General features: G+C 39.3%; 17 protein-coding genes and 1 other annotated feature. Of the genes, 9 read left to right on the plus strand and 8 right to left on the minus strand.

Annotated features, from left to right (window positions below; all coding sequences use genetic code 11):
* Positions 1-224: 224 nt before the first annotated feature.
* Positions 225-1,415, plus strand: coding sequence for a dicarboxylate/amino acid:cation symporter (locus F7732_RS18200; RefSeq protein WP_151575512.1), 1,191 nt, complete (start codon positions 225-227; stop codon positions 1,413-1,415).
* A 163-nt stretch (positions 1,416-1,578) separates the two neighbouring features.
* Here F7732_RS18200 and F7732_RS18205 read toward each other — a convergent pair whose 3' ends face one another.
* From F7732_RS18205 to F7732_RS18230, 6 genes are all read right to left on the minus strand, one after another.
* Positions 1,579-3,045: a SulP family inorganic anion transporter gene (locus F7732_RS18205; protein WP_151575513.1), complete on the minus strand. Its 1,467-nt coding sequence runs from the start codon at positions 3,043-3,045 to the stop codon at positions 1,579-1,581.
* A 531-nt stretch (positions 3,046-3,576) separates the two neighbouring features.
* Positions 3,577-3,960, minus strand: a complete 384-nt coding sequence (locus tag F7732_RS18210; RefSeq protein WP_151575514.1) for a VOC family protein — start codon at positions 3,958-3,960, stop codon at positions 3,577-3,579.
* Positions 3,961-4,019: 59 nt separating this feature from the next.
* On the minus strand, positions 4,020-4,598 hold the full coding sequence (locus F7732_RS18215) for a cob(I)yrinic acid a,c-diamide adenosyltransferase (protein ID WP_151575515.1): 579 nt from the start codon (positions 4,596-4,598) through the stop codon (positions 4,020-4,022).
* Between the two features lie 88 nt (positions 4,599-4,686).
* Positions 4,687-6,093: an ABC transporter ATP-binding protein gene (locus F7732_RS18220; RefSeq protein WP_151575516.1), complete on the minus strand. Its 1,407-nt coding sequence runs from the start codon at positions 6,091-6,093 to the stop codon at positions 4,687-4,689.
* A gap of 2 nt (positions 6,094-6,095) precedes the next feature.
* On the minus strand, positions 6,096-7,145 hold the full coding sequence (locus F7732_RS18225; protein WP_151575517.1) for a FecCD family ABC transporter permease: 1,050 nt from the start codon (positions 7,143-7,145) through the stop codon (positions 6,096-6,098).
* Between the two features lie 244 nt (positions 7,146-7,389).
* Positions 7,390-8,169 carry a hypothetical protein gene (locus tag F7732_RS18230; RefSeq protein ID WP_151575518.1) on the minus strand — a complete coding sequence of 260 codons (780 nt, stop codon included), beginning with the start codon at positions 8,167-8,169 and terminating at the stop codon, positions 7,390-7,392.
* Between the two features lie 401 nt (positions 8,170-8,570).
* Between F7732_RS18230 and mgtE the strand changes: the two genes are divergently transcribed.
* From mgtE to argS, 3 genes are all read left to right on the plus strand, one after another.
* A complete protein-coding gene (gene mgtE / locus F7732_RS18235; protein ID WP_151575519.1) occupies positions 8,571-9,929 on the plus strand; it encodes a magnesium transporter in 1,359 nt (452 codons plus the stop codon).
* Between the two features lie 982 nt (positions 9,930-10,911).
* Positions 10,912-12,087 (plus strand): FtsW/RodA/SpoVE family cell cycle protein, encoded by a 1,176-nt coding sequence (locus F7732_RS18240; RefSeq protein WP_151575520.1) that lies wholly within the window; start codon positions 10,912-10,914, stop codon positions 12,085-12,087.
* Positions 12,088-12,119: 32 nt separating this feature from the next.
* Positions 12,120-12,335, plus strand: a binding site (T-box leader).
* Positions 12,336-12,397: 62 nt separating this feature from the next.
* Positions 12,398-14,080, plus strand: coding sequence for an arginine--tRNA ligase (gene argS, locus F7732_RS18245; protein WP_192913059.1), 1,683 nt, complete (start codon positions 12,398-12,400; stop codon positions 14,078-14,080).
* Position 14,081: 1 nt separating this feature from the next.
* Here the strand turns inward: argS and F7732_RS18250 are convergent, their stop codons facing one another.
* A complete protein-coding gene (locus F7732_RS18250) occupies positions 14,082-14,945 on the minus strand; it encodes a sulfite exporter TauE/SafE family protein (RefSeq protein WP_151575522.1) in 864 nt (287 codons plus the stop codon).
* A 112-nt stretch (positions 14,946-15,057) separates the two neighbouring features.
* Here F7732_RS18250 and F7732_RS18255 point away from each other — a divergent pair, with 112 nt between their 5' ends.
* The 4 genes from F7732_RS18255 to F7732_RS18270 all read left to right on the plus strand — a co-directional run bounded on the left by F7732_RS18255 (position 15,058) and on the right by F7732_RS18270 (position 18,432).
* A complete protein-coding gene (locus F7732_RS18255) occupies positions 15,058-15,654 on the plus strand; it encodes a YqaA family protein (protein ID WP_151575523.1) in 597 nt (198 codons plus the stop codon).
* Between the two features lie 127 nt (positions 15,655-15,781).
* Complete coding sequence (locus F7732_RS18260) at positions 15,782-16,219, plus strand: Dps family protein (protein ID WP_151575524.1); 438 nt, start codon at positions 15,782-15,784, stop codon at positions 16,217-16,219.
* 110 nt (positions 16,220-16,329) lie between these two features.
* Positions 16,330-16,956 carry a pyridoxamine 5'-phosphate oxidase family protein gene (locus tag F7732_RS18265; RefSeq protein WP_151575525.1) on the plus strand — a complete coding sequence of 209 codons (627 nt, stop codon included), beginning with the start codon at positions 16,330-16,332 and terminating at the stop codon, positions 16,954-16,956.
* Between the two features lie 156 nt (positions 16,957-17,112).
* Positions 17,113-18,432 (plus strand): TrkH family potassium uptake protein, encoded by a 1,320-nt coding sequence (locus tag F7732_RS18270; RefSeq protein ID WP_151575526.1) that lies wholly within the window; start codon positions 17,113-17,115, stop codon positions 18,430-18,432.
* Positions 18,433-18,596: 164 nt separating this feature from the next.
* Here the strand turns inward: F7732_RS18270 and F7732_RS18275 are convergent, their stop codons facing one another.
* Positions 18,597-20,087, minus strand: a complete 1,491-nt coding sequence (locus F7732_RS18275; RefSeq protein WP_151575527.1) for a sensor domain-containing diguanylate cyclase — start codon at positions 20,085-20,087, stop codon at positions 18,597-18,599.
* 227 nt (positions 20,088-20,314) lie between these two features.
* Between F7732_RS18275 and F7732_RS18280 the strand changes: the two genes are divergently transcribed.
* A complete protein-coding gene (locus F7732_RS18280; RefSeq protein WP_151575528.1) occupies positions 20,315-21,049 on the plus strand; it encodes a YqcI/YcgG family protein in 735 nt (244 codons plus the stop codon).
* Positions 21,050-21,068: the final 19 nt, after the last annotated feature.

The following is a 21,068-nucleotide window of genomic DNA, read 5'->3' on the forward strand; positions in this document are numbered from 1 at the left end:
TTAAATGTAGCTTTTCTAAGTGATTTTATTTCATTTTACCCTATTAAATCATGACAACATTAAAGAAAAGTTACATTGAGCCTATTTTTCCATTACATTTTATTAATCTGAATATATGGAATAATTTTATTATTCTAAAATAATTTATTTCTATTAACTTTTTGTAAATCATGCGTTATAATCCTTCTATTAAAAACAATTGTATTTTAGAGGAGGACAGAAGGATGAGGAAATTTGGCCTATTGCCGCGAATTATTATTGCTATTATTTTAGGGATTATTGCCGGCACCTTTTTGCCAGAAATCGCAATTAGGGTGTTTGCCACATTTAACAGTTTGTTTGGCAACTTTCTTGGATTTGCCATACCGCTTATTATTATTGGTTTTATTGCCCCAGGAATTGGTTCTATGGGCAAAGGGGCAGGGAAAATGCTTGGGATTACAACTGGCCTTGCCTATATCTCAACCATTGCAGCAGGTATTCTAGCTTATATTGCTGCAAGCTCTCTTTATCCTATGATGTTAAAGAACCAAAGCTTTACACAATTCGATAATCCTGAGGAAGCTTTGCTTGAGCCAATTTTTACAGTTGAAATGGCACCAATTATGGGTGTAATGACTGCCCTGCTAATTGCTTTCACATTAGGTCTAGGCCTTGCCTCTATTAAGGGAAGCACATTACAGAATGCATTAAACGATTTTCAAGCCATTGTAGAGAAACTAATTGAAAAAATCATCATTCCATTATTGCCGATCCATATCTTTGGGATCTTTTCAAACATGACACAAGGCGGACAAATCGGAACTATCATGAGTGTGTTCGCAAAAGTATTTATCATGATTATCGCACTTCATCTTATCATTTTATTCATTCAATACACAGCTGCCGGAACTGCAGCAAAAAGAAATCCATTCATTATGATTAAACAAATGCTTCCAGCCTATTTCACAGCACTCGGCACCCAATCGTCTGCTTCAACAATCCCAGTCACTTTAAAGCAAGTGAAAAAGATTGGGGCACGTGAACAAACAGCTGATTTCTCTGTTCCTTTATTGGCAACCATTCACCTTTCAGGGAGTACTATTACAATTGTCAGCTGTGCTATTGCTGTAATCATGCTTCAGGGACAAAGCATTTCCTTTATCGAGATTTTGCCTTTCATCCTTATGCTAGGTGTTACGATGATTGCTGCACCGGGAGTTCCTGGCGGTGCGGTTATGGCGGCTCTTGGATTGCTTGAATCCATGCTAGGTTTTGACGCAACAATGATCGCACTAATGATCGCTCTTTATTTAACACAAGACAGCTTCGGTACAGCTTGTAATGTGACAGGAGACGGTGCACTAACGGTGCTTGCAGATAAGATTAGCGGAAAATCAGCTAAGAAAAACAGCATCGATTCCCAGAGTGCTTAATACTCTTTTTAGAGAAAACGCAAGAAGCCGCCAAGGCTACTTGCGTTTTTTTTGTTAATTTCGTAACAACTAGAACAACATAGGTGACCTGAACTCATTCTGCAGGCAGTATATGAATCGTTTTATTCTTAAACAGCAAAAAAAACACGCTAAGACGCGTGTTTTAATGTCCAGACAGCTTAGCACCTGGATTATGCTGAATAGAAAGTCTCTCCATTAACTTCATGCTTGGTGAATTCAAGCCAGTTAATTGTACTTGCTTTCCATTCTCCCGCAATTTAATGACAATTTTATCAATCGCAGCAACCGCAGAATCATCCCAGATATGAGCACCGTTGAAATTGATCTCGACTTCTTTAATCTCATCGTATAGATCAAAAGATGCGACTAGTTCATCAACTGAAGCAAAGAATATCTGGCCAGTAACAGTGTATAGCTTCTTCACACCTTGTGTTGTGGAGTTTACTTGCACCTTTGATATTTTTGCTACAAAGAAAATTGCACTTAGAATAATACCAGCTAAGACCCCTTTTGAAAGGTCATGTGTAACAACTGTCGTGACAGTAGTTGTTACCATTACAATCGAATCAGTTACCGGTACCTTGGCAAGCCCTTTAAGTGACGCCCAATCAAAGGTTCCGATTGAAACCATAAACATAACGCCTACTAGTGCCGCCATTGGAATTTGTACAACAATATCACCAAGTACAAGGATTAGAAAGATTAAGAACAACCCTGCGACGAGTGCAGAAAGTCTTCCTCTTCCCCCTGATTTCACATTAATAACAGATTGGCCAATCATCGCACAGCCAGCCATGCCTCCGAAAAAGCCTGTTACAATGTTGGCAATTCCCTGTCCGCGGCTTTCACGGTTTTTATCACTTGCTGTATCTGTCATGTCATCAACAATTGATGCCGTCAGAAGGGATTCCAGCAAGCCGACAATTGCCAATGCAATCGAGTAAGGAAAAATAATTTGCAGTGTTTCAAAAGTAAATGGCACATCTGGGATCAGAAAGCCAGGAAGCGAAGAAGTAATAGCACCCATATCACCAACTGTACGTACATCACTATTTGTCATAAGCGCAATTATGGTAATCACCACAATGGCCACTAGCGGCGAAGGGATCGCCGTTGTCATTCTAGGAAAAAGATAAATAATAGCCAATGCGCCTGCTACCATAGCATACATGACCCAAGTTGCATCTACGAATTGTTCGAGCTGAGCCATAAAAATTAAAATCGCCAGGGCATTTACAAAACCGATCATCACAGAACGTGGAATGAACTTCATAAACCTCGCAAGCTTAAATACCCCAAACAAAATTTGCAGGACACCTGTTAAAATCGTTGCCGCAAATAAATATTGCAAACCATGATCAGCAACAAGTGTTACCATTAATAAAGCCATCGCTCCTGTAGCAGCTGAGATCATCCCAGGTCTGCCTCCCACGATTGATATGGTGACAGCGATACAGAAAGAAGCATACAAGCCTACCATCGGATCAACACCCGCGATAATTGAAAAGGCGATTGCTTCCGGAATTAAGGCAAGCGCGACAACAATTCCAGACAAAATATCTCCTCGCACATTCCCAAACCATTGTTCTTTCATAGATAATACTCTCAATATTCCACCTCATTTTTTAAAATTGTAAGTGTATAAAAGAAGAGCACAAAAAAAGCGAACAGACAAAATAACAACACCTTTCATTGAAGAAAAAAAGTGCTGCACCCTTTATTCGCAAACTCAGTGTTAGATTAGCTGTCATAGTAAGGATCACGGCATTTAAGTCCATTTAAAAGCACTCTTTTTGCTTTTAAAAATTGAACATAAAGACTAGCCTGCAAGGCAACGATTAGGTGTAGCTTTGCAATTATACTTCTGTCAGTATAAAGATAGTTAAGTTCCTTAAAATAGTGCTTCTCACATACACTTACTTTTTATTTAGTTGACGTCGAACTCTCATCGACGTCGGGGCCGTTAAAAACATATGTATCATATCATATAATTGATAATTTACAAGTTTCATGTAAGCGGTTAAATATATTGATTTCTTCTTTTATTGGTGTTTTTCTTTGACATTCTATCAAACAATATAAACAACTTATTGTCGGCAATATAAATGTAAAGAAAAAAGGAACCCTTTTAAAGAGTCCCTTAGCCTACTGGCGTACATATTTCGATATAGTGACCATCTGGGTCTTCCGCATAAGCAACTTTTTGCCCCCACGGCTTTTCAACTGGTTCTAAGAGGATCGGCACACCTGCTGCTCTTAACTTTTCAATCATCATTTCTACATCTTCTGTCACAAATCCAAGTTCAAACGTTTGCTCTTTACTCAACTCATCAGGAATCGGGAGTTTTGTGATGGCACGGCCATCTTCACGGGTGTTAAAGGCTAAGATCGTATTACCTGTTTCAAACTCAATATAAGTACCAATTTCATTTCTTAATGTTAAACCAAGCAGTTCTTGATAAAAATGTTTTGTTTTACTTAGATCTAAGCTATATAAAATAACATATCCAAGTTTTAAATTCATTTTGACCGCTCCTTTAATCACTTTTTTATGAAGAAAACGTTTTAAAATGGTTTTATTGATCAATTATTTCTTTTTTTACCCTTAAATACATTTGCACTGCGGGCATACTCTACATCCTTAACATTCAGCCGAAAATTTACTACGCGAGAAAGAGCAAAGAAATAATCAGATAATCGATTTAAATAGGGTAATGCTGCTGGAGAAATTTCCGGATCTGCTTTTGCCAGCTTGACGACAAGGCGCTCGGCTCTTCTTGTTACTGTGCGGGCGATATGTATGGTTGCAGAAGCAGGCGAGCCGCCCGGCAATATAAATTTTTCCAGTGTTGGCGCTTCTTCGATAAACTGATCAATCCTTCCTTCAAGATATTCGACTGCTGCAGCATCAAGCTTAGACTCTTTATTTTCTGTTACATTAGCCAAATCTCCGCCACAATCAAATAACTCATGCTGAATTTTCTCAAGATCATCTAGAATATCGCCAAAAAGAGAACCATCCAGCTGTGTCATTGCTTGTCCAACAAAACAGTTTACTTCATCAACTGTACCATATGCCTCAACACGTATATCATCTTTTTCCACTCTGCCGCCAATAACACTTGTTTTTCCTTTGTCACCTGTTTTCGTATATAAAAGCATACCTAAAACCCCTTTATATTCACATTTTCTTTTTACCCATTCCTGTTAATACAGCTTATAATCCACACATATTCAGTCTTACTAACCTTCAACAGAAGCGGCCATTTATCCTCTTTATATTTTCCACCATAGCATTTGTTGTACACTCATAAATCCCTTGGCTGATTAGCTTCCCTAGAGGAGATTTCCGTGCTGCTGAAGTTAATCTCTCACCTCGCTGAGTGCCTGCAATTAAAATGCAATCGTTCTGCATATCAAAGTCATGGAATTGCTCAAGCGCTTTTACCTTCGCTTCAGTTGCCGTTATAATACTTTGAATATAAACGTCGTCTGAAAACATCCCGTTTATAAAAATCCATGTATTTATACCATGCTCAATAGACACATCTGCTATCACCACTGTAAAGACCGAAAAACCTTCCCCTTCGTATAATGAATAGCTGGCATCCTCTGGTTTGCCAGCTGAAATCATGCCGACCGTTTCTCCCGCTTCAAAGCCCTGGGCTTTTAAATAGGCTTCCATTTCAGCGGTACCTTTTATAGGCGATTGATTTTCATTTGTATGCCAATTGACAAAGGAGCGGTGCCATCCGATTCCAGAGCCCGATTCACCAGATGAAATGGTTTTAAGATAGAAAGGAGATTGTAATGAAAACTGGTTTTGTTCAATCGTTAATTGCTCTGATCCTATCTTTCCTGAATTGCTTTCACCCTGCATTCCTTCTGACAACAGAACCAGCTGCGGTGCAGGGACGTACGGATGTGGCTGTTTTTTTATTTCTGTATCATAAACGGAGGAAATGACCTCTTCTCTCAGCACTCTATACGGGACATCATTCTTCAGCAAGTAGCCATCGTCCATCAGCAATAATTGATCGCAATAAAGGCCAGCTAAATTAAGGTCGTGGAATATAGAAATGACGGTTAAGCCTTGTTTTTTCGTTAAAGCCTGCAGCATATCCAATAAATCTTTTTGGAAGGATAGATCCAAGTGATTGGTTGGTTCATCAAGCAATAAGATTTCCGGCTCCTGCGCCAATGCTTGTGCCAGAAACACACGCTGACGCTCCCCTCCTGAAAGATGCTGCAACTGCTCATCCGCGTAACGGCTTATGCCTGTCAGTTCCATTGCCTCAGTCACAATCTGTTCATCCTTATCTGATAAAGTCTGAAACCAGCCCCTCTGATGAGCATAGCGACCGAGTGAAACGGTCTCTTTAACTGAGTAGGAAAAGTGATCTTCGGAATGCTGAGATAACACAGCCGTCACTTTGGCCAGCTCTTTAGGACTATAAGATTCGAGACTTTTCCCTTTTATAAAAATATCTCCAGCTGCGACTTTATGTACTCCGCTTAACATTTTTAAAAGAGTCGTTTTTCCGCTTCCATTCGGTCCAATGATGCCAAACAATTTTCCCTTTTCAACTTCAAAGGTAACATTTTGTATGAAGAACTGATTTGCATACCCGCCTGTAACATTCTGAACACTGATCACATCTATCCTCTTCTTTCAGATCGTCTTTTCATTAAAATAACCGCAAAAACTGGTGCACCAATCAATGCTGTAATGACACCAATCGGCAGTTCAGCAGGAGAAATAATGGTGCGTGCAAGCAAATCGGCAAGAATTAAAAAGCCACTGCCTGTCAGCATGGATAAAAGGAGCAAATGGCGATGATCTGGTCCCCACATGAGCCGAGTCAAATGCGGAATCACCAGACCTACAAAACCGATTGTCCCTGAAACCGCTACAGCCCCACCCGTTAAGATTGAGCCGCCGATTAAAATGAGCATCTTCTTTCTCTGTACATTGACTCCGATATGAAAAGCACGCTCTTCTCCAAATGACATCGCATTAAGCTCATGGCTGCTGCTTAATAAAATAGCAGAACCAACGATCAAAAAAGGCAGCAGAATCAACACATAATCCCAGCCTCTCATAGAAACGCTGCCAAGGAGCCAGCCGATGATTTGACGAAGCTCGTCACCTGTTAACGCGATCATCAGCGAAATCACTGCCCCTAAAAATGAGCTGAAAATAATGCCAGTTAAGATAATGGTCTCCACCCTCATTACACGGTCGATTTGCCGGGCAAACATAAGCACAAATAAGATGGTGATAAAAGCAAATGCAATGCTTAATATCGGCAATGTAAAAAGCCCCGCTGCAGGAAGTGTTATTCCAAAAAATAAAGTCATCACTGCACCGACGGAGGCTCCAGATGACACCCCTAGTGTATAAGGATCTGCCAATGGATTTCTTAATAAACCTTGAAATGCCGCTCCCGCTATGGCAAGTGAGGCTCCTACCAGTCCAGCCAGCACCACGCGAGGCAAGCGGATATTCATGACAATATTCTCAAACAAAGGATCGACACCATCTGGTTTATAATGAAAGATCTCTGCTCCGATGATCTGCAAAATTTGCATGATCGGCACTGAAACACTGCCAATGGAAACACCAAGCAGAATTGAAATAACTAAAAATGCTGCAGCCAGCAGATAGGCCAGCCCTTTGTTTCTTATAAACTTTCGTATGAATTGCATTTGTACCTCTCTCTGCCTTTGAAAGCCTGTTAGGAATAAATAAAAAAACACCTCCGCAGCTATTCCGGAGATGTCAGTGTACAAATATAGATCTCCATAAACTGCTTGCCGCAATTACGCTTAAGCATTGTAGAGAATAAAGCAACGCTCTAATGCCGTCACATTTCATAAATAAATAGTATCCATAGCATCTCATTATTTCCTCAATATGACAAGTCAAGTGAGTCTTTAGACTTGCACCCGCTTAACTGCTATAGATTCGCCATTCTCTCGTCTTCTTGTCAATTACGAGTTTCGCTTCACATTTTCTCTTTTTTGAAGTTTCTTCATATTCATCCATCATATTGTCCATATTAACAAAATCACCGATTACCCAAATTGGTACTTCAATTCTAGTTCGATTTTGAACCATATCTTTAAAAGATAAGACAATGCCTTCTTTCATGAATGGTCTTAAATCTTTTAAGATCTCGCGCGGGATAAGCGGATATGTTTTCTTCCGCTTAAATCCAAGCAAGGTTTTCTCAATTTTTATTTGTTCTAATTTTCCAGGCAGACAGTCACCAAGCATATTATAAAAATTTTGCATATCACGGTAATATGTTTTGTTTAGCCAGCCATCATCATGCGCCAAATAAACGAAACGATTGCTTAAAATATTATAAAACGGCTGCCGCAGGTGATCCTTTGTATGTCCAAGGTATAATAACTCTGCTAACACTTGTCCCGGCAGTTCATTTAAGGCTTCCACCTCTTCAAAATCAATCCAGCAAAAATCACCATATGAATACACATCATCATTTACTAATTTTGAAAGCTTTTCTTTCGTGACAAAATCCAGCATCGTATGCACGTGGAATTCACCATGATCAAAATTATGTTTTAAAAGCAGGAGATGATTAAAGGAATCGGATAATGACTGCGCGAATTCGGCAAATTCAATTCCATATGTCATCACATATTGCTCTTGTTCATTTAACAAAATATAAACGAGATCCCGAATATCCTGATTTTTTTTCTTCATACATGTAACCCCCGGGTAAATAAAAATACGAATACCGCTTTGTATTTATAGTGGCAAAAATGATAGATTTCAAACACCAAGCTTCAGCAGCCTTCTTAATGGGTATATTTAAAACAGGTCACATACATATGATCGCACTACTTCTATTTATTAGCATACAATACACATAAGAAACTTGTTTAAATTTGGAAATACCTAATTACAATTACCTTCATTTTAGCAAAAAGGCACTAAAATTGCTTATTAAAAAAATATTACAATTCTGATTTAAAATTCTTTTTTAGGTAAGCGGTTGCCGGCATTCCATACAACTCTTTTATTTCTTATAATGTAAACAGAATAAAAGCAGGCGAAGATATGTTATACTCTAATAATTTCTTGCAGAAAGGGGCGTGACGATTTTGATCCAAAACATGACCGAAAATCAAATCACACTTTATATTATTAAAACGTTAAAAGAAAACAAAAAGAAGGATTTCGACGTAATTCTAGATGAACTGCAGCCGTATGATATAGCGCAGCTCTACGAAAACCTTCCCGAAAAACATCAGCCTCGTTTCCTATTGTTCTTATCCGTGGATAGGCTAGCTGATTTGCTGGAAGAACTGAACAAGGAAAAGCAGCTGGAGGTACTGAACAAGATAGGGAAAGAACGGACAGGTAAAGTACTTGATGAGATGGATAACGATGATTTGGCATTGCTGCTTGACGAGTTATCACCTGAAAAAATCGCTTCGCTTCTTTCCGGCATGAAAAAAAGCGAGTCTCAAATTGTACAAGACATCATGAATTACCCTCCAGAAACCGCCGGCCGGATTATGACAAACCGTTTTGTTTGGATTCGCGATTACTATAGTGTTAAAGCGGCAGTTGAAAAACTGAAGATTTTTGCTGAGTATGCTGAAACGATTAACTACCTCTATGTTATAGATCAGCACCGCAAGCTTGTTGGTGTTGTGTCTTATCGTGATTTACTGATTGCTGAACCGCATGAAAAAATCAGCGATGTCATGTATGAGCGTGTAATTGCCGCCACCGTCACAACCGACCAGGAAGAGGTTGCACGTATGGTTGAGAGATACGACTTCCTTGCTATTCCAGTTGTAAATGAAGAAAATGTATTAATGGGAATAGCCACGGTCGATGACTTAATCGATGTAGTCATCCAAGAAGCGAATGAAGACATTGAAAAGCTTTCCGCCTCTGGTAAATCCATTGACTTTGATACGAAAGCATTTGTTGCTGCCTATCGGCGGTTACCATGGCTGATCCTGCTTCTGTTCATCGGTATTCTCTCAGGAGGAATTATTAGCGGTTATGAGCAAACTCTTGAACAGGTAGTCGCATTAACCTTCTTTATGCCGATGATTTCAGGCATGACAGGGAACACTGGTACACAATCACTTGCAGTTGTTGTTCGTGGACTTATTTCAAATGATATTAATAAAAAAGTTGTCACTAAGCTTATACTCCGTGAATTTTTTGTAGGTCTTTTAATTGGATTAACCTGCGGTATTTTAATTTCTCTTATTGCTTATTTTTGGCAAGGAAATGCGGTACTAGGCCTTGTTGTCGGTGTTTCTTTATTCTTAACTCTCATTATTGGAACATTAGCCGGCGCCGTTATTCCACTGATCCTTTACCGGCTTAACATCGACCCAGCGATCGCATCTGGTCCGCTGATCACCACATTAAATGACATCTTTTCACTAATAACATATTTCGGCATTGCCACCATGTTTATTAGCTACTTAACGTAAAACATATCCCTTTGATATCCTTGATATCAAGGGGTTTTTTACTATATTTGAACAATCCCCTATCTCTGCTGGCCTAAACCTCGAATAGCATGGTTTGCTTTGACACTTAAACTGTTTTTGGGGGTTATTCGGGACTCGACTTCCCTTAATAGGGAGGACTCTCGCGATCGGAATGACTCAGTGGTTCTATTTCCCCAAACCGGCACCCGCCCTCTCTTTCGGGAATTACTCTGCCGTTCTATTTCCTCAAAATGACACTCGCCTTCTCTTTCGGGAATTACTTTGCCGTTCTATTTCCTCAAACTGACACTCGCCCTCTCTTTCGGGAATTACTTTGCCGTTCTATTTCCCCAAACTGACACTCGCCCTCTCTTTCGGGAATTACTTTGACGTTCTATTTCCCCAAACTGACACTCGCCCTCTCTTTCGGGAATTACTCTGCCGTTCTATTTCCCCAAACCGGGACTCGCCCTCTCTTTCGGGAATTACTCTGCCGTTCTATTTCCCCAAATCCTCACCCGCCCTCTCTTTCGGGAATTACTTTGCCGTTCTATTTCCCCAAACTGACACTCGCCTTCTCTTTCGGGAATTACTCTGCCGTTCTATTTCCCCAAACTGACACTCGCCTTCTCTTTCGGGAATTACTCTGCCGTTCTATTTCCCCAAACTGACCTTCGCCCTCTCTTTCGGGAATTACTTTGCCGTTCTATTTCCCCAAATCCTCACCCGCCCTCTCTTTCGGGAATTCCCCCTTCTCCCTATACCTGGTTTAAACCATTTTGTCATTTCTATTTAAAAAGGAAACTATCCTAATTCCATTTTCGTCTATACTGATAGATTATTATTTTCACTGCTGCAAAGATTGTATTGAATGACTATCTCTGCTTTGTTAGTCTAAAGGAAAATAATGTTTAATTTAGACTGCTGGCATTGAGATATCATAGAGATATAGAGATGATAAAAAGGGAACTGGGTGTTATTAATGAATCGGCAAAACAGGATTGCAGAACGTTTTGATTGGAATTTAAGCTTGCTGCTGTTTTTATTTTTTATCATTAGTTGTGTTGCTATATACAGCGGGCAATCAACTTCTCAATATAATGTCAATTTCGCTCTCGCCCAAGTTAAAAATTATGTGGCCGGGACCGTCATCTTAGCCATTGTGATGTACTTTGATACAGAACAGGTAAAGAAGCTTGCCTGGTATTTGTTTGGGTTTGGGTTCATTCTGCAGGCTGGATTGTTCGTTGCTCCAGAATGGCTTGCTGAGGAGAGAAAAGGAGCAACACTATGGTACCAAATAAAGTTCTTGGGTTCTGTCCAGCCTTCTGAGTTCTTTAAGATCTTTTTAATTATTGCGTTAGCTAAAGTAACCGTTGGTCATCATAAAAAGTATGTGTCCAAAACGTTTCAAACGGATTTATTGCTCCTTTTAAAAATCGGCGGTTTGACCTTTATTCCATTTGCATTAATTGTGGTCGAGGATTTAGGGACAGCGCTTGTTATTTTGGCGATCATGACTGGGATTATTCTCGTTTCCGGAATTACGTGGAAGCTGATTCTTCCGATTATCACTCTTGGAAGCGCAGCTGTTGCCGGTATATTATATCTTGTGATCCGGGCGCCGCAATACCTTGAGAAATACGTTGATACGTATCAGATGTATCGCATTTATGCCTGGTTAGATCCCGTTGGCCACCGTCAGGGAGATGGCTTGCAGTTATATAATTCCTTGCATGCAATCGGCTCTGGTCTTCTATCCGGAAAAGGCTTTTATGATCGGCAAGTGTATATCCCCGATGTTCATACCGATTTTATTTTTAGTGTCATTGGGGAAGAATATGGTTTTATTGGCGCCAGTATCGTCATTGGATTATTCTTTTTGCTGATCTATCATTTAACGAAGACAGCCTTAGAAGCTGCAGATCCTTTTAATACGTATATTTGTGTTGGCATTATTGGCATGATCACCTTTCATGTCTTCCAGAATATCGGCATGACCATCCAAGTGCTGCCGATTACGGGGATTCCGCTTCCTTTTATCAGTTATGGCGGAAGTTCGATTATGGGGAATATGATGGCAATGGGACTTGTCTTTGGAATGAGATTTCATCAGAAAAATTACATGTTCTCATCTGGGAAAAATTATGTTGACTAAATTTTACAATCACGTATAATACGGTATTAATATTAAAATCAATGACGAAGAGAGTAAGATACTGTGTTTACCAAAGCGAGACAGGGATGGTGTGAGCCTGTTGGTAGCCTTTATTCGAAACGCACTTCTGAGTCCAGTGCTGAAAAATCAGTAGGCTCTGGCGGTGATGACCGTTAAGACATGTATATTCAAGGGGTCCTATTGGACAATCAGAGTGGTACCGCGGGTATTTCAAACTCGTCTCTATTTTTAGAGACGGGTTTTTTTGTTTTTTAAAAGAACATTTAATCTTAAGGAGGCAGCTCGTATGATTGATTTCAAGAAAATATTCAGTTCTGCTTTAAACCTTCATTTTCATGATCATATGTCACTGGATCAAATTGAAGCACTTATTGAAACGCCCAAAAACCCGCTGCATGGAGACTTAGCTTTTCCATGTTTTCAACTAGCTAAAGCATTGCGAAAAAACCCCGCTGAAATTGCACAAAAAGCCGCTTTGGAGCTTCAAGGCTCCCTAATCCATCAGGCTAATGCAGTTGGGCCATATCTGAATGTCTTCTTTTCCAAAGAAGCAGCATCTGCACAGATTTTAGAAGAGGTTCTTAAACAAAACAGATTATTCGGCACCAATCAATCCGGGAAAAACAAAACCGCCTTACTGGATTACTCTTCTCCCAATATTGCCAAGCCATTTTCAATGGGACATTTACGTTCAACAGTCATCGGCAATGCTCTGGCCAACCTTGCAGAAGCATGCGGATATCAAACTGTACGAATCAACTATATCGGGGATTGGGGAACACAGTTTGGAAAACTCATTACTGCTTACCAAAAATGGGGAAGCCCTTCAGCAATTGAAAAGCAGCCCATTCAAGAGCTTTTTAAATTATATGTCCGCTTTCATGAAGAAGAAAATAACGATACAGAACTTACGGCAGAAGCAAGACGTTCTTTTAAGAAATTAGAAGATGGAGATCAAGAAGCAGAAAAACTCTGGAAATGGTTTAGAGATGAATCACTGACTGAGTTTCAGCGCATTTACAAACTATTAAATATCTCCTTTGATTCTTATCAGGGGGAAGCCTTTTATAACGATAAAATGGGGAACGCCGTTTCAGCGCTAAGAGACAAGGGATTACTATCGGACTCGGAAGGTGCCGAGGTTGTTTATTTAGACGACGGGCTCCCTCCCTGCTTAATAAAAAAATCGGACGGTGCCACATTGTATGCAACAAGAGATATTACAGCAGCCTTGTATCGCAAAACTCAATATCAATTTGATCATGCTTTATATATTGTTGGCCAGGAACAGTCAGTTCACTTTAAGCAAGTTAAACAAGTCATAAAAAAGCTGGGCTGTCACTGGGCAGATGATCTTTTTCATATCCCATTTGGTTTATATTTAAAAGACGGGCAAAAAATGTCGACAAGAAAAGGAAAAGTCATTCTTCTTGAAGAGGTCGTTCTTGAGGCGATTAAACTGGCTGAAATAAACATAGATAACAAAAATCCTAATCTGGAGAACAAAAAGGAAATTGCTAAAGCGGTTGGAGTTGGTGCCATTCTTTTTCATGATCTTAAAAATGACCGGATGAATTCTATCGAGTTTTCTCTAAAAGATATGCTGACCTTTGAAGGCGAAACAGGTCCTTACTTACAATACACGAACGCACGGGCATTCTCCATTCTGCGCAAATCATCATTAGAACCAGCTTCTGTGATCGGACTTTCTGATTCTGCCAGCTGGGAAGTATTAAAAAGCATTAACTCGTATCCTGTCAAAATTATCCAGTCCTATACATTGCACTCCCCTGCTATTCTGGCAAAACATCTTTTAGAAATCAGCAAAAACTTTAACAAATACTACAGCAAAGTTCACATTCTGGAAAATGATGAGTTGCTTCCATCCAGACTTGCCCTTGTCAAAGCCGTTACCATAACTCTTTCCAACGGCATGAAAATCCTCGGAATGGAAGCTCCAGAAAAAATGTAACTTACTGCTCTCCTGCTGTTTTTTTCTTGCTGCGCATTCTCACAAAGGCAATCACAAAAAAGCTCAGCAAGAAAAGTGCGGTAATCGCCAAACCTGCTGTATTGAAGTTTACTAGCTTCATGATGACACTAATAACAGTAGATATATACAATACTCCTAATAGGCGGGTAATTTCCCCGTTTGCAAAGAAATTGGTTAAACGGGCTCCAAATTGGGAGCCGATTAGACCGCCGGCGACTAAGATTAAACCTACGAGCAAGTCAATCTGAACATCAAAGGAATACGAGACAAAACCGGATGAAACAATGAACAACACGGCAAATAAACTGGTGCCCACCGCTTTTTTAGACGGAAAACCAAGGAAAGCAACGCTTAATGGAACAATAATAAAGCCTCCCCCTACACCGAGGGTTGTAGAAACTAAACCTGCTCCAAAACCAATGATTAATACTTTTCCAATTCCAGGTGAACGTTTCTGCATTCCCTTTTGAACTGCTTTCTCTTTTTTTAGCATCTGTATGGAGAAATAGGAAAGCATGACAATATACAGCATGGGGATAACCCATTCATCATAGCCGCGTGCTTCAAGAAACAGAACGAATGGCTTAGCAATCTGTGTTGCCAGCATGCCGCTAATTCCCAGCAGCAAACCTTCCTTCCAATATATATTTTTCATCCTTAAATGGGCAACGATCCCCGAAAGAGAGCTCCCTATCGTAAATAACAAGCTCGTCGTGATCGCTTCAACTGGTTCATAACCAATCAGCATTAAAAATGGTGTTAAAATAAACCCCCCGCCAATCCCAAAGAAGCCCGACATGACACTTACTAAAACACCTAATAAAAAAAAGAAAAAGTATTCCACGATATCACCCTCTGCTTAGAAACATATACTCCCAACATTGTACACCTGCCAAAAAGACATGTCTAACCCCGATTGAACAAGCATATGATGATCATGAAAGGAGCATTAGAATATGTCTGCGTTTATACATAGTATTGAAGTTTGGTTAATGGAGTATGGTGTCTTTAGTTTATTGTTTATCTCCTTTGCAGATTCTTCTTTTTTTCCGATTCCACCTGACGTTCTCTTAATTCCTCTTGGGATTGCCAATCCGGACAAAGTCTTTGCTTATGCATTGTTAACCACTGCAGCCTCAGTACTTGGTGCTGCATTTGGCTGGGTAATAGGAAAAAGACTTGGAAGACCTGTTTTAAAATTCATTATCTCGGAAAGCAAGATTATCAGAGTAGAAGAATACTTTGCTAAATACGGAGCAATGGCTATATTAATCTCTGCATTTACACCATTCCCTTTTAAAATTTTCACCATTTTTGCTGGGATTTCAAATGTTAAATTAAACGTATTAATTATTTGGTCTATTATTGGCAGAGGCGCACGGTTCTTTTTAGAAGCAACGATCATTCTCTACCTTGGTGCCAAAGCTGGACCCTATATCCAGGAACATTTTACACAAATTACATTGATTGGCGGAGGCGTCGTTATTATTGCTTATTTGCTTTACCTGCTGATAAAAAATAGGACGAAACCTATTAACATAACAAAGCGCTGACATTCTCAAGATGTCAGCGCTTTGTTTTTTATTATAAATATTAATTTAAAATAATTATAATTTAATATTGATTTTATTTTTATATTTGTTATAATTAACTTATAAGATTAATAAGGAGGCTTTTATAATGGAAAAATTATATTCAGCACTTAACGTACAAATCTCTAACTGGAGTGTTCTTTACACAAAATTGCATCGCTATCACTGGTATGTAAAAGGTCCTAACTTCTTTGCACTGCATGCTAAATTTGAAGAATTATATAATGAAGCAGCTAACGTTGTAGATGAAGCTGCTGAACGTTTACTTGCAATCGGCGGCAAGCCTGTATCGACTATGCAGGAGTATTTAAACACTTCCACATTAACGGAAGATACAGCACCTGCTACAGCTAGTGAGATGGTTGCAAACTTAGCAGCAGATTACACTCAGTTAAAGAAAGAACTGGAAGACTTAGCTTCACTTGCAGCAGAACAAAACGATGATTTAACAAACGACTTCGCAGTAGGCTTAATGGCTGCACTAGATACACATATCTGGATGTTTAACGCTTACTTAGGAGAATAATAGAAATTGCTAAAGAAGTCAGTGATGATTATCACTGACTTCTTTTTTTGCCCAATTTCCACCTTGAGCATGTTACTATTTAAATAAGAACATGTTAGGGGGAGAATACCATTAAGTTTAATCAGGTTGTAAAGTCAATAGAAGAGCTTCATAGTATTGCAGGAACACCAGGAATCACGGTGTTAAATAAAACGATATCTTTCTTAGATGATCATTGCAGAAGCTTTATGGAGAAATCACCTTTTGTGTTTATCTCAACTTCTGATTCAACTGGACGCTGTGACTGCTCGCCTCGCGGGGATGCTCCAGGCTTTGTACATGTGCTTGATGAGAAACATTTGGTTATTCCAGAAAGACCTGGGAACCGAAAAATGGACTCACTCATCAATATCCTTTCAAACCCAAATATCGGACTCATCTTTGTCATTCCTGGATTAGGAGAAACGCTGCGGATTAACGGTTCTGCGACTATTATTCAAGATGCTGAAATTCTTGAAAAGATGGCTGTTAACGGAAAGTCTCCTCAGCTCGGCATCGCTGTAGAAGTAGAAGAGTGCTATATTCACTGCGCTAAAGCCTTTAAGCGCTCTCAACTATGGGAGCCAGAATCCTGGAGCACAAAGGAGCAGCTGCCGCAGCCTGCTAAAATGCTCGCAGCCCACATCAACATGGAAGACCTTGATAGTGAAAAAATTCAAACTTCCTTAGACCTAAGCTACAAGCACAACTTATATTAAACAGAAAAAGACACAAACCGCGATTTACTAGATTCGGTTTGTGTCTTTTTCTGTTTGAGATGTTCCTTAAAAATAGATATTGACAATATTTAGTGACGGGCGTATTTTTAGAATCAAATAATACCCCACAACCATTGGGAGATAGAAGGGTATCCAATGAACACTAAATACTGGACATTAAATCCTGCCCAGCTGATTGTTTCTGTTTTTGCTTTATGCGCATTGGCAGGCACTGTCCTATTGAAGCTGCCGATTGCAACGGAGAAAGGCGTATCTTGGATTGATGCTGCTTTTATATCGACTTCAGCTATTACTGTTACCGGGCTCGCTTCAGTTGACCCAGGCTCTACCTTTACTCTATTCGGTGAAATTGTTCTTATGTTTCTCATGCAGATAGGCGGCATTGGGGTTATGTGCTATGCGGTTTTAATTTATGTCCTTATCGGCAAAAGAATTAAATTCAAAGAAAGACTGTTAATACAGCAAGCGCTGAATCAAAATTCACTCGGAGGCGTTATCAAGCTTGCCCGCAGTGTTTTGATTTACTCTTTTGTTATCGAGGCTGCAGCTGCGCTCTTACTCAGCATTCGCCTTGTTCCGGAATATGGGTTTGGCCAAGGTCTTTATTACAGCCTTTTTCATTCTATTTCCGCCTTTAATAATGCAGGATTAGCTTTATGGTCTGACGGTTTAATGGGCTTTGTTGGGGATCCGGTCATGAATATTGTTATTACGATGCTATTTATTTTTGGAGGTCTCGGCTTCACCGTCATTGCAGACCTCATTTACGCTAAACGATTTAGACAACTATCACTTCATTCTAAAATGATGATTACAGGCACCTTTGTGATAAATATTGTGGCGATGTTTGTCATCTTTTTCCTTGAATACAATAATGAAGGCACACTCGCTCCTCTTTCATTATGGGAAAAAGCTGCTGCTTCTTATTTTCAAGGTGTAAGTCCAAGAACAGCAGGATTTAATACAGTGGATATTTCTGCGATAGAAGATCCGACCGCCTTCTTTATGATGATGCTGATGTTTATTGGGGCAGGCAGCACTTCTACAGGGGGAGGCATTAAATTAACCACCTTCCTGATTCTTTTATTAGCTGCCATTACCTTTATTCGCGGCAAGAAGGATACAGTTATTTTTAGAAAAAGATTACAGGAGACGACCATCATGAAAGCACTGGCCATCGCTGTTACCAGTCTCATCTTTATTTGTATGGCTATATTTTTACTGACCATTTTTGAAGAGAGAGATTTTCTGCCGCTTGCCTTTGAAGTGATTTCAGCTTTTGGCACTGTCGGTCTTTCAATGGGGGTTACGCCTGAATTGTCGGTAATCGGGAAACTTATTATTATGTTTATTATGTTTTTAGGAAATATCGGTCCGCTAACACTGGCATACACCCTGGCAAAACCGGACCAGCAAAAGATCCGCTATCCGCAGGAAGATGTGCTGACAGGCTGATTACTTGAGAAAATGAGATCACGCTATGGAGTTTTATGATATATTGTGGGCGATTATAGATTATTCGCGACTGTTTTTCCAGTTTTTAGTATAACGTGGCGCAATTAAAGCTTGACACACTACAAAAAAGGCAGCATGGGAAGCACCATTCACCACACTGCCTTTTACTTATTTAAGCTTTCATAACTCGCTGTTTTATTTTTATACATTGCATCATCTGCATACTTCAGTATCTGTTCAATAGTTAATTGAGAATTGGGCTCATACTGAAAGTAGCCGATACTGGCTGATACCTTGTAAGGCCGATGATCACGATGATCTAATTCGGCAAATTTCTGTTCAGCCTGCTTCCATATGCGTTCTGCTCCAAATAAATCTTTGTTTAAAAACACTAGTACAAATTCATCTCCGCCATATCTGAAAAACAGATCTTCTTCATCAATGACTTCCTGAATGCTTTGGCAAATAGACTTGATTAAATTGTCTCCTTCTAAATGACCATAGCGGTCATTCACCATTTTAAGCTTGTTGATATCAATAAAGCCTATTACCATAGTGCTATTTGAATGATCTGCCCGATCTATTTCCAGCTGCAGGTGATTGAGTCCGTATTTGCGGTTCATCAGCCCTGTTAAAGAATCAATAGAAGCATTTTGCATCAATTCATTCTCCAGCTTTTTCATATGAGTAATATCAGTAATTCCCGTTAATATACACTCTTGATCGCCATAAATCACTTTCTCACAAAAAACGAGCGCCCACACATTTCTTCCATCTGATCCCTTCAGTTCAAGCGTGCGATGAACACTTCCCCGCTCCTTTACTTCTCTTACAAGATGCTCTCTTTCTGAAGGATTATTGTAGATGCTGAGGGTACCAAGAAGATGAATATCTTCAACTAAGCTTTGAAAATAAAGTGAAGCCTTTTTATTGGTTAAGATCGGTTTCCCCTCATAACTCGTCAATATGAGCGGATAGGGATTAACCTCAAACATTTTCCTGAAGTTTTGCTCATTTTCTTTCAGCTTCCCTACATGCGTATAATCTCTTTTAATATATAAAAAAATTCCTCCAGCAAGTAATAAAGCATAAACTAAAGCCGCAGTAGAGTTAAAAGCTTTTGTGAGAAACTCATACTGATTCTCTGCATAAAGAAATAATCCTGTTAAAAACAAGAAATGATTGACCATTAATATCATGGATATATTTCTAAATTTCAGCGGAAGAAAAGCACCTATTGTAAGGATGATAATAACATATGAATCTATATTTCCAGTCAGCCTCTGACTATTAATAGAAGAAACAGAACCGATAAAGGCGTAACAGGCAGCATAGATATGTACAATGTTATTTAACGTTTTCGGTGATAAAATAATAGCTCTTTTTTTTCGGTAATAATGAAATAGGAGAAACAAAGCGGATAGGACAAATACCAAGAAATGAAAGGATCGCAAAACAAATAGATACGTTTGATCGGCTACATCTCCCATCATCACAAAGCCAAAATAGAGGAGTGCAGCATATGTAATGACAACAAGCCATGAAATCGCCTTAATTCTTTTATAGGCAATATTATTTAAGTTTGTTAATAAACCTTGAGATACAGAAAGCATTGACAAAGAATCATAAGCACTTTTGAAAAATGGCAAATTCAACTGACATCATATCCCTTTTCATGTTCATTCAAATTATTTTACCATATGTTTCAATTTGCATACATATAAATTTTTATTCTGTCAGACTTGAAAACTCCGATTTCTGCTGCATATATTATCGATTTTTTCACGTTAGTTTTATAGCAGCGGAGGGTATAAAAGAGTGTGAATTGGACTCGTTTATAAGAGCATATATTGATCTATGTATTTATTTTTGGAGGTGCACGATGAAAACATCGCAAAAGTTTTTACTGGAAAAGGAAGATATGACTAATGAACAAATCGTTCCTGAATGGGTCATTCGGGAATATGATACTTTCAGAAAAACGGTAACGGATAAAACGTTCCCTTGTTATTTTGGGATGAGTGCTGAAAAAAAGGGCGAACTTCGCTATGCCTATATTTCTCAAGACGACTGGTCTTCATTGCCTAAAGCGATTGAGGAATTTATTAAACTATTTGATGCACCTAAACTAACACGCCATGGCTTATTTGTATTTGTGGAGCCTGAAATGGAAGAAAAGAGCATCGAACACTACCGTCAATATTTCTGGAATATTCTTCAATACTTGCATGATCAAGATCAAAAACCTTGGCCAGCGGATTACCCGACAGATCCTGACCACCATTTATGGGCATTTTCTTTTGCTGGCGAACCTTTCTTCGCATTTGGCAATGCACCAGCCTATAAGCAAAGAAAGACGCGTGATCTTGGCAACAGTCTTGTCCTCGGTTTTCAGCCTCGCAGAATCTTTGAAGGTCTTGAAGGAACATCAAAGGGCGGTATTATGTCACGCGAAAAGGTAAGAGAACGTGTAGAAAAATGGGATGGGCTTCCGAAGCATCCTGACATCAGCCACTATGGGGATCCAAATCATAGAGAATGGAAGCAGTATTTTATAGGAGACGACATTGAGCCGATTACAGGAAAATGTCCATTTCATCATAAAAGTAATCAATAGCAGCACAATCTAGATGACT

Origin of the sequence: Bacillus mesophilum (assembly GCF_008923265.1) — a bacterium.
Classification (GTDB): domain Bacteria; phylum Bacillota; class Bacilli; order Bacillales; family Cytobacillaceae; genus Cytobacillus; species Cytobacillus mesophilum.